This window comes from Kutzneria sp. NPDC052558 (genome assembly GCF_044547355.1).
Lineage (GTDB): Bacteria > Actinomycetota > Actinomycetes > Mycobacteriales > Pseudonocardiaceae > Kutzneria.
Genome location: NZ_JBIUAG010000008.1, coordinates 195,707 through 208,752, shown reverse-complemented (window position 1 = coordinate 208,752; position 13,046 = coordinate 195,707). Strand labels below are relative to the sequence as shown.

7 protein-coding genes and 1 tRNA gene are annotated in these 13,046 nt (G+C 71.8%); 4 read left to right on the top strand and 4 right to left on the bottom strand.

Annotation, left to right across the window (positions count from 1 at the left end; all coding sequences use genetic code 11):
- Positions 1 to 68 precede the first annotated feature (68 nt).
- Positions 69 to 1,238, bottom strand: a complete 1,170-nt coding sequence (locus ACIG5F_RS17030) for an ROK family protein (protein ID WP_396518635.1) — start codon at positions 1,236 to 1,238, stop codon at positions 69 to 71.
- Positions 1,239 to 1,321: 83 nt separating this feature from the next.
- Here ACIG5F_RS17030 and ACIG5F_RS17025 point away from each other — a divergent pair, with 83 nt between their 5' ends.
- Positions 1,322 to 3,532 carry an ATP-binding protein gene (locus ACIG5F_RS17025; RefSeq protein WP_396518634.1) on the top strand — a complete coding sequence of 737 codons (2,211 nt, stop codon included), beginning with the start codon at positions 1,322 to 1,324 and terminating at the stop codon, positions 3,530 to 3,532.
- 464 nt (positions 3,533 to 3,996) lie between these two features.
- Here ACIG5F_RS17025 and ACIG5F_RS17020 read toward each other — a convergent pair whose 3' ends face one another.
- Positions 3,997 to 6,180, bottom strand: coding sequence for an ATP-dependent RecD-like DNA helicase (locus tag ACIG5F_RS17020; protein ID WP_396518633.1), 2,184 nt, complete (start codon positions 6,178 to 6,180; stop codon positions 3,997 to 3,999).
- Positions 6,181 to 6,343: 163 nt separating this feature from the next.
- Between ACIG5F_RS17020 and ACIG5F_RS17015 the strand changes: the two genes are divergently transcribed.
- Positions 6,344 to 7,258, top strand: coding sequence for an SDR family oxidoreductase (locus tag ACIG5F_RS17015; protein WP_396518632.1), 915 nt, complete (start codon positions 6,344 to 6,346; stop codon positions 7,256 to 7,258).
- Positions 7,259 to 7,561: 303 nt separating this feature from the next.
- Here ACIG5F_RS17015 and ACIG5F_RS17010 read toward each other — a convergent pair whose 3' ends face one another.
- Together ACIG5F_RS17010 and ACIG5F_RS17005 are read right to left on the bottom strand one after the other, a co-directional pair.
- Positions 7,562 to 8,527, bottom strand: a complete 966-nt coding sequence (locus ACIG5F_RS17010; RefSeq protein ID WP_396518631.1) for a helix-turn-helix transcriptional regulator — start codon at positions 8,525 to 8,527, stop codon at positions 7,562 to 7,564.
- A gap of 492 nt (positions 8,528 to 9,019) precedes the next feature.
- Positions 9,020 to 9,092, bottom strand: a tRNA-Lys gene (locus ACIG5F_RS17005).
- 287 nt (positions 9,093 to 9,379) lie between these two features.
- Here ACIG5F_RS17005 and ACIG5F_RS17000 point away from each other — a divergent pair.
- Both ACIG5F_RS17000 and ACIG5F_RS16995 read left to right on the top strand, forming a co-directional pair.
- Positions 9,380 to 12,133: a helix-turn-helix transcriptional regulator gene (locus ACIG5F_RS17000; RefSeq protein WP_396518630.1), complete on the top strand. Its 2,754-nt coding sequence runs from the start codon at positions 9,380 to 9,382 to the stop codon at positions 12,131 to 12,133.
- A 58-nt stretch (positions 12,134 to 12,191) separates the two neighbouring features.
- Positions 12,192 to 13,046, top strand: coding sequence for an alpha/beta fold hydrolase (locus ACIG5F_RS16995; RefSeq protein ID WP_396518629.1), 855 nt, complete (start codon positions 12,192 to 12,194; stop codon positions 13,044 to 13,046).

The window sequence follows — 13,046 nt, the reverse complement described above, 5'->3', positions numbered from 1 at the left end:
CGCGGATGAACGGGGGGTCAATACTCTGTTTCGGGGCCCGGCCACCGCCCCGGATCAGCGGCCGGCGCTCACCCGCCGTTGGCCAGGAACCGGATCACCGGCAGCGTGGCCGCGCCCAGCGCGACCGCCTCCGGGCCCAGCTGGCCCAGCTCGATCCGGGTGCGGTTGTGCAGATAGCTCAGCGAATGCCGCCGGGTCGCGTCCAGCACGGCGTCGAGAATGACGTGCCCGATGGACAGGCTCACCCAGCCTGACAGCACCACGCAGTCCGGCGTCACCAGGTTGATCAGGTTCGCGATGCCGATGCCCAGGTACTCGGCGGTCGTGGCCAGCGTGTCGGCCGCCGGCCCCGGCCGCTCGGCCCGATCGGCCAGCTCCCGCATCCGGGCCTCGGTGTCCACCGCCAGGAACGGCTCGCTGCCCGGCAGCGCCAGATAGCGGTCCAGGATGCCCTCGGCCCCGATGTACGCCTCAAGACAGCCCCGCGACCCGCACCGGCACGGCAGCCCGCCGGCATGCACCACGGTGTGGCCCCACTCCGTGGTCGTGCTGGAAAAGCCCTGGTAGGAGTCGGATTCCACGGCCAGCGCCGCCCCAACCCCCACACCGAGCAGCGCGATCACCGACCGGGTCGAGCCCCGCCCCGCGCCCCGCCACATCTCGGCCTGGCCCAGCGTGCGGGCGCAGTTGTCCACGTACAGCGGGGCACTCACGCCGTCGGCCAGCATCTTGGCCAGCGGCACGCCCTTCCAGCCGAAGGTCGGCGCGTGCACCAAGCCGTCGCTCTCCACCGCGCCCGGCACGCCCACGCCGATGCCCATGATCGACACCGGGTTGGCGCTCACCTCGGCGATGCCGGCCAGGATCAGCTCGGCCACGTGCGCCGGCTCCAGATTGCCGGCGATCGGGAAGGTCGCCGTGGCCACCGTGTTCAGCGCGCAGTCGAACAAGCCCACCTCGATGTGCGTCTCGCCGATGTCCACGCCGATCACGTGCCCGTAGTCCCGGCGGACCTGCAACACCGTGCGCGGCCGCCCGCCCTCGGACTCGGCCGAGCCGGCCTCCTCGACCACCCCGTCGGCGATCAGGTCCGAGATCACGTTGCTCACCGTCGACGAGCTCAGCCCGGACGAGTCGACCAGCTCGAGCCGGCTGCCCCGGCCCTGGAGGTACAGCCGCGACAGCAGCGCCGAACGGTTGCGTCGACGCAGCTCACGGGTGGTCTGTTTCGCTGCCACGGACCGATCTTGCCAAACTTCCTCGCGAAAGCGTCCACATCGCACCTGTTGGGCGCAGTCGCGGGATGCGGGAGAGTGGGCACATGGCGACGCAGGAGCAGATCGGCGAGGGCTTCGGCCACGCCCTGCGCACCCGTCGCGAGGCGCTGGGCTGGTCGTTGACCGACCTGGCCAACATCGTGCGCTACGACAAGTCGCTGCTGTCCCGGCTGGAGAACGGCCGCCGCAAACCGACCGAGCAGCATGCACGTGCACTCGACAACGCGCTCGGGGCCGAGGGGCAGCTGATCACCCTGGCCCGCCGGGCCCTGCCGCGCTCCCCGGCCCAGCTGCCGGCCGCGCCGGCCCGCTTCGTCGGCCGGGACGATGAGCTGTCCTCACTGGCCGCCGCCGTGCGGGAGTTCGCCGACACCGGCGGCCCGACCGTGGTCACCATCGACGGGCCGCCCGGCGCCGGCAAGACCGCCCTGGCCCTGCGGTTCGCCCACGCCATCGCCCACGACTTCCCCGGCGGCCAGCTCTACGCCGACCTGCGCGGGCACTCCTCCGGCGACCCGGCCGACCCCAGCGACGTGCTGGAGGAGTTCCTGACCTCGCTCGGCGTGGAGAGCGAGAGCCTGCCGGCCCGGCTGGAGCAGCGGGCCAGCCTGCTGCGCTCCGCCCTCGCCCCGACCAGGACCCTGCTCCTGCTGGACAACGCCGCCGACTCCGACCAGCTGCTGCACCTGCTGCCCGGGGCCGGCGAATGCGCGGTGATCGTCACCAGCCGCGACCGGTTGTCGGGCATGGCCATGCGCACCGGGGCCGCCCGCGTCACCGTGTCCGCCATGGACTCCGCCGAGTCGGTGCGGCTGCTCACCACCATCATCGGCAACCGGGGGACCGTCGACTCGGCCCTGCTGGCCGACCTGGCCCGGCGCTGCGGGCACCTGCCCCTGGCGCTGCGGATCGCCGCCGAGCGGGTCGCGCTGTCCGAGGTCGCCGACGTGGTCGAGGAGCTCGACGACTCGCGGCTGGACGCCCTCGACGTCGCCGACGCCATGCCGGTGCGGACCATCATCTCGTGGTCGTACGGGCGGCTCGATCCCGGCAGCGCCCGCATGTTCCGGCTGCTGGGCCTGCACCGGGGGCCGTACCTCAGCGTCGCCGCCGCGGCCGCGCTGGCCGGGATCCGGGTCGGCGCCGCCCGGCGCTTCCTCGATCGGCTCGCCGGCGCCCACCTCATCCACAACCCCCGGCGCGGGCACTGGCGGTTCCACGACCTGGTCGCCGACTACGCCGCCGAGCTGGCCGCTGGGGACCCCGAGGCCCAGGTCGCCGCCGCCCGGCTGGCCAGCTGGTACCTGCACGGGTACTCGCGGGCCGGCAAGGTTCTCGCGCCGTACCGGGACAATCCGCTCCAGGTCGCCGACCTGCTGCCCGACGTGGAGCCGGCGTCGTTCACGTCCGAACAAGACGCCATCGCCTGGTGCCGGGCCGAGCTGCCGAACGTGCTCCCCGTGCTGCGGCTGGCCCTACGGCACGGCGACCGCGAGGCCGCCTGGCACCTTCCCCTGGAGCTGTGGAGCTACCTGCTGCTGGCCAAGCCGTGGGGCGTGTGGATCGCCAGCCACCAGCTCGCGCTGTCGGCGTCCGCCGGCAACGACTACGCCCACGGCTGGGTCGCCACCAACCTCGCCGAGGGCTACCGGCGCATGGGCGACCGCGACCGGGCCGCTTCCTACTACGCCCTGGGCCGGGAGCTGCGGGAACGCTGCGGCGACCGCCCCGGGCTGGCCTGGTCGCTGGCCGGCTCCGCCCTGCTGGCCATCGACCTCGGCGAGATCGCCCAGGCCAAGGACTTCTCCGAGGCCGCCGTCGAACTGTTCGCCGAGACCGACAACTCCGAGGGCCGCGCCCTGCTGCTCGGCGTGCTCGGCGACATGCAGGACGCCCTCGAGGACCACCGCGCCGCCCTGGACGTGTTCACCGAGGCCGCCGAGCTCATGACCGAACTCGGCAGTCTCCAGGGCGTCGCCCAGATGCTCACCCGCTCCGCCGAGGTCCGCCGCACCCTCGGCGACCACGACGCCGCCCTCACCGACTTCGTCGCCGCCGCCAACGCCGCCCGCCAGGCCGGCGACTCCGTCGCCGAGGTCGCCGCCCTCAGCTCCTACGCCCACCTCCTCGCCGACGTCGGCCGCCCCGACGAGGCCCGCCAGGCCTACCACCAGGCCCTCGCCATCCTCGAGTCCCGCGCCGAACCCGACGACACCCAAGCCGCCGCCATCCGCACCCGCCTAACCACCCTCTGACCCCGCGAGTAATGGGGGCCTGTGACGGCCGCTGTCGATGCGGGAAAATAGGCGCGCTCAACCAAGCCCCAAGATCCATACGAGCGCTCGGAGGGGGTGGGGTCCGGGCGGGATCATCGCGAGTACCTGCGAGTTTACTCCGTGGGTGCGCCTATTTTCGGGTCAGTCCCGCTTAGCGTCATACTGAACGCAGGTTTCCAGCAGTCCCGAAGCGCCCTTGTTTCCCCGCGCCACCAACGTTTCCTGGTAGCCCTGATCCCCCGCGAGTCCCGGCTGGCGGCACACAGAGTGTGGCTGGTGGACTGATCAACTGTGCTGAGCAGCCCCCGAATTCAGCCTAGCCGCGCACCCCGACACAACGGCCCGCCGCGGCCGACCATCGCCGCCGGCCAGCCGAACTGTCAGCCCCCCGTGCTTGGATTGGCTTGGGGGCTGCTCAGAACGACTGGCTTGGGGGAGGCTGCTCAGAACGCCGGCACCTGGCCGTGGTCGTCCGGCAGCGGCGGCAGCACTCCCGCCTCCAGGTCTTCGCCGGTGAACCGCCAGGTCAGCGCGGTGTTCCGGCGTTCCCCGGTCTGCTCGACGGCCATCCGCAGCGCCCGGGGCTGCCCGACCAGCACCACCATCGCCTTGGCCCGGGTGATCGCGGTGTAGAGCAGATTCCGCCGCAGCAGCAACAAACCGGCGCTCGTGCTGAGCGGCACCACCACGTACGGATACTCGCTGCCCTGCGACCGGTGCACCGTGATCGCATAGCCGTGGGCGAGCTCCTCCAGCTCGTCGAAGTCGTACTCGACGGCCTCACCGTCCTCCAGCGTGACCTCCAGCAGCCGGTCCTCAAGGGACAGTGCGGTCACGGTGCCGGTGGTGCCGTTGAACACCCCGTTCCTGCCCTTGTCGTAGTTGTTCCGGATCGGCATCACCCGGTCGCCGACCCGGAAGGCCCGGTCGTCCGACCAGTACTGCGGATCGCCCTCCCGATACGGATTCAGCACGTCCTGGAGCAGCCGTCCGATGTGGAGCGCCCCGACCTCCCGCGCCCGGCCCGGACACAACACCTGCACCTGACCCGGCTCGATGCCGTACGCGGCGGGCAGCCGGCGGGTGGCGATGTCCACCACCGTCTCGGCGATGTCCTTGGCGTCCTCGGCCGGCACGAACCAGAACTCCGGATTGTTGACCGGAACCACGCCGTCCCGCACGCTCGTCGCGTTCGCGGTGATGCCGCTGCCCGCGCCCTGCCGGTACACGCGGCTCAGGTGCGTGCGCGGAATGTCCGGCACGTCAAGGAGATCCCGCAACACCGAGCCCGGCCCCACACTCGGCAGCTGGTCAACGTCCCCGACCAGCAGCAGGTGCGCGCCGGCCGGGATCTTGTCCACCAGCGCGTCGGCCAGGCCGATGTCCAGCATCGAGCTCTCGTCCACGACGATCAGGTCCGCCGACATCGGATCGTTCACGTCGAACAGGCCGCCGTCGTCGTCCTCCGGCTCGACCCCGCGGCCCAGCATCCGGTGCACCGTCATCGCCGGCATCCCGGCCAGCTCCGACAGCCGCCGCGCCGCCCGCCCTGTCGGCGCGGCCAGCGTGATCTTCGCGCCGGCGGCCTTGGCCGTCTTCGCTATGTGTCGCACGGTGAAGCTCTTGCCGCAGCCCGGGCCACCGGTCAGGATCGAGACGGTGCTGGTCAGCGCCATCCGCAGCGCCTGGCGTTGCGTGTCGTCCAGCTCGGCGTCGTCGAACTTCGGCTTGCCCGGCAGCGACGACGGCGTGTGCAGCAGGCGGATCACGTTGTCCGCCAACATGGTCTCCTGCTGATGCAGGTGCGACTGGAACACCACGTCCCGGCCGCCGACCCGCTCCTGCACGATCTTTCGCCTACGCCGCAACGCATGCAGCGCCGCGCGGATCAGCTCCTCGTCCTGCGCCACCATCGCCGTCGTGTGCGTGAGCACCTCGGCCACCGGCAGGAAACAATGACCGCCCATGGTTCTGGCCTGTAGCAACGTGTGCAGCACCGCCGCCTGCATGCGCTCCGGGCTCTGCTCCGGGATGCCGGCCGCCATGGCGATCGTGTCGGCCGTGGCGAAGCCGATGCCCCACACCTCCTCGACCAGCCGGTACGGCTCGCTCCGCACCACCTGGAGCGAGTGCTCGCCCAGCTTGCGGTGGATGCGCACGGCCAGCGCCGGGCTGACGCCCACGCCCTGGAGAAACACCATCACCTCGCGGACCGCCCGCTGGTCGGCCCAGGCCGCGATGATCTTCGCCAGCCGCTCGCGGCCGATCTGGTGCACCTCCAGCAGCCGCTTCGGCTCCCGGTCGATCACGTCCAGGGTGTCCGCGCCGAACGTGTCCACGATGGCGTCGGCCAGCTTGCGGCCGATGCCCCGGACCAGGCCCGAGCCCAGGTAGCGCCGGATCGCGTGCACCGTCGCCGGCAGCACCCGCTCGCACTCGCCGACCCTGAGCGTGCCGCTGGTGGTCCAGTCCCCGTCCACCCGGACCGTCTCGCCCGGCTGGAGGCCGTGCAACACCGTCCCGGCGATCTTGGTCTCGCTGCGTTCGCCGGTGGTGAGGACCGCGACCGTGTAGCCGTCCGCCCCGACATACACCAGACGGTCGACCACACCCTCCGCGACGGCCATGCACCCATCGTAGTTATCGCCCCTGACCAATGCCCCGACCTCACTCAGGCAAGATCGGCATCGGGGCGTCCATACCCCTTTTGACCAGCGCAGATGGTGATGTCAAGTCGACTTCGCCGAACCCTGCCATGTCCTGACAGGGTTTGTCGGCACCGTGGTCGTCATGAACGATCTCACCGGCAAGGTGGCACTGGTCGCCGGCGGAACCCGCGGCGCCAGCCGGGCCATCGCGGTCGAACTCGGCCGCCGCGGCGCCCATGTGTACGTGACCGGCCGCACCACCCGGACGCAACGGTCCGAAGTGGACCGTGCCGAGGCCATCGAGGACACCCTCGACCTCATCGCCGCCGCCGGGGGCTCCGGCGCCGCCGTCCAGGTCGACCACCTCGAACCGTCCCAGGTCCAGGAGCTGGCTGCCCGCATCGACCGCGAACAGGGCCGACTCGACATCCTCGTCGACGGCCTGTGGGGCGGGGATTCCCTGATGGAGTGGGCCAAACCCGTGTGGGAGCACGCCATCGACGACAGCCTCCGCATGATCAGGCTCGGCATCGACGCCCACCTCATCACCAGCCATTTCCTGCTGCCCCTGGTCATTCGTCGCCCCGGCGGGCTCGTCGTCGAGATGACCGACGGCACCGCCGAGTACAACGCCCAGTACCGCGAGGGCACCACCCTCGCCTTCTACCTGGCCAAGTCCGCCGCCCACCAGCTGGCCATCGGCGAGGCCTTCGAGGCCAAGGCCTTCGACTGCACCTGCGTCGCCCTCACCCCCGGCTACCTGCGCTCCGAGGCCATGCTCGACCACTACGGCGTCACCGAGGCCACGTGGCGGGACGCGCTCGCCACGGAACCCCACTTCTGCATCTCCGAGTCCCCCACCTACGTCGGCCGCGGCGTCGCCGCCCTCGCCGCCGACCCCTCCCGCTCCCGTTTCACCGGCCAGACCCTCAACAGTGGCCAGCTGGCCCAGATCTACGACCTCACCGACACCGACGGCAGCCGCCCCGACGCCTGGCGCTACATGGTCGAGATCGCCGGCGCCGGCAAGCCCGCCGACCCCACCGGCTATCGCTGACCCCGCCACCCACCACCGACGCTGCCTCCGTCGACTGCTCTCACGCAGCCGGCCAAGGCAAGCCTTGCCGCGCCGAAAACCGCGTTGCCACCGCGCCGAGGGCCGCCACCAAGGCGGCCCTCGCTGCACCTGCTGCCGCTATCGCCGCCTTCGCTGCCCCACGGCCCGCCCCGCCGTGATGCCGCTGCCGCAACACGCCCCACCGCTGCTCCATGGATTCGACGGCATCCCCGCTTCCGGCTACCAGTGCGGCATTCGTTGCACCCCACGCCACAAGGTCCGCGGCGCCTCCGCCTGACCTTGTCATCGGTGACGCTCTGCCATCCGCCGCACCATCGCCACGAAGGCCGCCCTCGTAGCCGGCGGGCCGAGCACCTCCACCTCATCGCCCAGCCCGATCAGCTGCGTCGCCGCGATGGTCGGCTCCTCCAACTCCACCGTGACCCGCGTCCAGCCGTCCTCATCCGGCGGGCCGGCCTGCTCCAACGCCTTCACCGCCGCGTCGGCGTCCAGGACGGCCGGCAGGGCGCGCATCCCCAGCGGGCTCAGGCGGATCTGCACCGACTGCGTCCGCAGCGACTGCTCGAACTGCGCCGACGAACGCTGCCACCAGCCGACCAGGTCGAAGTCCGCCGGCCGCTCGAAGCGCTCGTCGGTTTCCTCCACCCCGTCGATCCTGGCCACCCGATAGGTCCGGACATCCCCGTCGACCTCCGCGACCAGGTACCAGACGCCCGCCTTGAGCACGATGCCCAGCGGCCGCAGCGTCCGCTGCACCACCCGGTCCCGCCGTCCGTAGCCGATCCTCAGCCGCCGCTGCTCCCACACCGCCCTCGCGATCGCCGCCAGGTGCTCCGTGTCGTCCGCCGCCCGGAACCAGCCCGGCGCGTCCAGATGGAACCGCTGCGCCATGCCCTGCGCCTGCTCCCGCAACGCCGGCGGCAACGTCGCGAACAGCTTCGCGTGCGCCGCCGACATCGCCGTCCCCAACCCCAACTCCGCCAGCGCCTGCGGCACCCCCATCGCGAAGATCGCCACCGCTTCCCTCGACGTCAGGCCGTCCAGCCGCGTGCGCCACCCCTCCACCAGCCGCACGCCGCCGTGCCGCCCCGTCTCCGTCCACAGTGGAACCCCCGCGTTCCGCAACGCCGCGATGTCCCGATGCATCGTCCGCTCCGACACATCCAGCGCCTCCGCCAACTCCGCTACCGTCGCACTCCGCTTGCTGTACAACGTGAACAGCAACGCCACCAACCGCTCCGCCCGCATCAGCCCCGGCCTTCCCCCGCGGATCGGTCTGGCCGACCAGATCCGCCGACGCTCCCGCTCGACGAGGCTGCCGTCACTGCGCTACCACCAGCCGCCGCGACACGACCTGTTCGAACGACAGGAGCCCGATCTCCTCCAAGTAGCCGGCAAGGACCTGGTCCTCTTCGGCAACTTCGTATCCGGCGCAGCCCTTGCCCGAAGCAGACTGTCTCACGTCACTTGGCGCCGACCCGCTTGTCGGCAAGCACCCGCGAAAGGACCAACAAACCGAGTCCGCCCACAATGGCCATCATCGCCTCAAACACCCCGTAACCGCTATATCACTATCCGTAGTCGACTGGTGTCACGGCCACCCTCGACCATGAGGAGTAGCCCACCCGCGACGGGGTCCGGGGCGAAGCCCCGGCGTGGGGGCGTGGGGGCCGTGCCCCCACAAAACACAACGAGCGACACGGTCCATGCTTTCCATGGACACGCGCCGCCCAGAGCGAGTGGGCCGCCTGGGGCTCGAACCCAGAACCTACGGATTAAAAGTCCGCAGCTCTACCGATTGAGCTAACGGCCCGTGGCCACACGATAGCGCCTCCGGCTGGGGGACCGCCGGCATACCGGGCTGTCGGGCGGGCCACAGTGGGGTACCGGTCGGGTGAACTGGGACGATGCGGGGATGATCACCTGGTGTCATCGGGTGGATTCGGCGGGTAGCGGGCGGGGGCGGCGTTGTCCTTTCCACCTGCACGGACCATGCTGGACGGCGGCGTGCAGATGCACGGTCATTCGCGGCCGGTATCCAGCCGGCCGCCGAGGGCTCTTGACTGGCGAGAGGATCGACCGGCGCGGACGGAGGTTGGCGTGGACCACCTCGAACCCCAACTGATCCCGCACCGTGCCCAGGGCCGCCCGCTGGTCGGCCGAGCGGCCCAGCTGGCGCGGCTGACGGACACGGCGGCGCAGGCGAGGAGCGAGTTCCGGCTGGTGGAGGTGGTGGGCGAGCCGGGGATGGGCAAGTCGAGACTCCTGGCGGAGTTCACGGCGTCCCGACCGGCGCTGAGGGGGAGGGCGGCGGCGCAGGAGCGGGACGTGCCGTTCGCGCCGCTGGTGGATGCCCTGGTGGATCAGGTGGACGCGTCGCTGGCGGACCGGCTGAGCGAGCCGGAGGCGCAGCTGCTGGCGGCGGTTTTCCCGGTGTTGTCGAAGAAGCCGGTGACGGAAGTCCCGAGGGCCCGGCTGTATCGGGCGGTGCGGTCGCTGCTGCGGGCGCTGGCGGTGGCGCCGACGGTGGTGGTCCTGGACGACATGCACTGGGCGGACGAGTCGACGGTGGAGCTGATCGACTACCTGGTCCGCCATCCGCTGCCGGCGCCGGTGCTGCTGGTGGTGGCCTACCGCCCGCACCAGGTGTCGTTCCGCCTGTCGAAGGCGTTGGCGGAGCACGCGGTCCGGGTCGATCTGGGCCCGCTGTCGGCGGCGGACGCCCACCAGCTGCTTGGCCCGGCGCTGAGCCAGCACATGAGGGATCGCCTGTACGAGGAGAGCGGCGGAAACCCGTTCTACCTGGACACGCTGGCCCGCACCCGGACCCAGGACGACCGGGTGGAGCTGCCGGAGGCGGCGCGGGCGACGCTGGCGGCGGAGCTGGCGGGCCTGGCCCAGCCGGAGGCGCTGGTGGCGAGGTCGGCGGCGGTCGTGGGCGACACCTTCGAGCCGGCGCTCATCGCGCACGTCGCCGAGGTGTCGGAACACGTTGTGCTGCAAGCATTTGACGACTTGGTGGCGCGGGACGTGCTGCGCGAGGTGGAGGGCTCGGGCCGGTTCCGTTTCCGGCACAGCCTGGTGCGCCAGGTCGCCTATGACTCGGCGGCGGCGGGCTGGCGGCATGGTGCCCACGCCCGCATCGCGGCGTATCTGGCGAAGGTGGGTGCGCCGGCGGCCCGCCGGGCCGAACATGTGTTGAAGTCGGCGAAGTACGGCGATCAGACGGCGGTGGACACGCTCACCGCGGCGGCCCGCGCGGTCGCCACGCATCAGCCGGCGCTCGCGGCGGCCTGGTTCGAGGCGGCGCTGCACCTCGCGGTCGACGACGACATCAAGGTCCGCACGGAACTGGCCTTCTGCCAAGGAATCAGCGGCCGCATCATGCCGGCGCTGGAGACGTTCGGCACGGCGCTGCGGGCGCTGCCGCCGGACGACCGAGCCTGGGCGGCCTCGTTCGCGTCGCTGCTGGCGCACCTGCGCGGCGAGTACGACTGGGCCCGGCTGCTGCTGACCGCGGAGCTGAACCGCCAGCCGGACCCGGACTCCGACGCGGCGGCCCCGCTGCGCCTGCAACTGGTGTTGGACGCGGCGCTGCGCGGCGACATCCAGGCGGCCAAGCCGTTCCTGGACGCGGCCCCGAGCGACGACCGCAACCGCTGGACGGTCCCGTTCGCAGCCCTGGACGCCTACATCAAGGCCGCCGACGGCAACCGGTTCGCGGCCGTGCCGGTGGTGCTCGCCGCTGCGCGCCTGGTCGACGCCAGCGACGACGACGAGTTCCTGCGCTGGCTGCCGGCGATCCACATGCTGTGCTGGGCCGAGGTGCTGATCGGCGAGCATCGGCTGGCGCTGCGCCATTTCACCAAGTCCGTGACGCTGGCCCGCGACAACGGCCACCTCTACTTCATGCCGCAGCTGTTGCACGGCCAGGCCTTCGCCTACGTCGTCGCCGGCCGCACCGCCGACGGCCTGGCCGCCGCCGACGAGGCGCTGGAGGCCACGCACCCGCAGGTCGGCAGCCGGGGCGTCCTGATGGGCGTGTGGTGCCAGCTCAACAGCTGGCGGGGCCAGCACCCGTCGGCGATCCGGGCCGGCCGCCGGGCCATCGCCAAGATCGGCTCCGGCAACCCGATGTTCGCCGCCCTGGCCCGCAACCAGTTGCTGCTGGCCCAGGTGCACGCCGGCAACTACGCCGCGGCGGTGGACGAGATGCTCGCCGCCGGCGGGCCGGAGCTGTCGGCCATCGACCCGTTCAATCGTCTGATCAGCTTTTTCCTGCTGGCCCGGGCCGAAGCGCTGCGCGGCGACCACACCGCGGCCCGGCAGTGGGCCGAGCGCGCCGGCCGCCTCGCCGACGAGCGCCTCGACCTCGACCTCGTCTTCCTCGACCTGGCCTGGGCCTACGCCGACAGCGACGCCGACAAGGCGCTCACGGCGGCGGCCGCGGCGGAGCGGATCGGCATGCCGCTGTGGGAGGCCACGGCCCGCCTGCTCGCCGGCACGTGCCTGGCCCGCGACGGCCACCGCGACCAGGCGCTACGCGAACTCCAGGTGGCCGCGGCCATCTTCAACGTCTCCGAGGCCACGGAGCTGCACGCCGCCGCGGTGCGGGAGCAGCGCCGCCTCGGGGTCCGCGTCCCGCACACCGGGGCCCTGGCCAACACCCTGTCGCCCCGTGAGCTCGACGTCGCCGAACTGGTCTGCGCCGGCAGCACCAACCAGCAGATCGCCGAGAAGCTGGTGCTGAGCGTGCGGACCGTGGAGACGCACCTGACGCACATCTTCGCCAAGCTCGGCGTGACCAACCGGGCCGGCGTCGCCCGGGTGCTGGCCAGCCAGTCCGAGGATTGAACGGTCCGCCCTCGTCAGCGGTATTCACCGGAAGGACGACGCGGACAGGAGGTGGGCGGTGCGCCACACGGATCCCGATTCCGGCTCGCTGACCGACGATCCGGGCGCGGTGTTGTGGCTCGGCGCGCCCGAACACCCCCGCGTGCTCCTGCTGCACGACATCGCCATGACCGGCTCCACCAGCTGGCTGGGCCAGCTGCGGCTGGCCGACGACCTGGCCCTGGGCATCGTGGACCGCCCCGGCTACGCGATCACCGACCGGGCCTCCAACGCCGGCTGGACCGCGGACGCCCGGATGCTGCTCGACCTGCTCGACCGCAATGGCCCCGCCCACCTGGTGGCGCACGGCGGCTCGGCCGCCGGCGTGCTGCTGGCCGCCCAGCTGGCGCCGACGCTGGTGTCGTCGATCGTGCTGGTGGAACCGCCCTTGTTCCAACTGGTGGAAGGGAGTTCGCTGGTCGAGGACCTGGCCGGCAGCCTGGTCGACCTGTACGACCGGAGCCCGCAGATGGAGGGGGAGGAGTTCCTGCGGGAGTACCAGACCACGCTGGGCTATCTGGAACCGCCGCGACTGGACGTGCCCGAGCGCTGCGCCGAGGCCGCCCGCAACGAGACGCCGGCCTGCCAGGCCCCGCTGGATCTGGAGGCCATCGCCGCGACCCGCACGATGACCACGGTGGTGATCGGCGGCCGCGACGGGCCACGGCACGACCCCGGCGAGCGGGCGGTGTTCGGCGGCGCGCTGTGGCGAACGGCGGAAGTGCTGGTGGAGGCGGCCGACGGCTGGCTGGTGCCGGTCGAGCCGGCCGGTCACAACGTGCAGCGCTGGACCGGACTGTTCAACGGCGTGCTCAGACGCCACCTCGACACCTGGTGGAGCAATCTGGACCACAGTCACGCCGCCGCGGGCTGA

Excerpts from the sequence above, each read along its gene's own strand:
- ACIG5F_RS17020 (WP_396518633.1), bottom strand. The coding sequence starts at position 6,180 with ATGGCCGTCGCGGAGGGTGTGGTCGACCGTCTGGTGTATGTCGGGGCG.
- ACIG5F_RS17010 (WP_396518631.1), bottom strand. The coding sequence starts at position 8,527 with ATGCGGGCGGAGCGGTTGGTGGCGTTGCTGTTCACGTTGTACAGCAAG.
- ACIG5F_RS17015 (WP_396518632.1), top strand. The coding sequence starts at position 6,344 with ATGAACGATCTCACCGGCAAGGTGGCACTGGTCGCCGGCGGAACCCGC.
- ACIG5F_RS17025 (WP_396518634.1), top strand. The coding sequence starts at position 1,322 with ATGGCGACGCAGGAGCAGATCGGCGAGGGCTTCGGCCACGCCCTGCGC.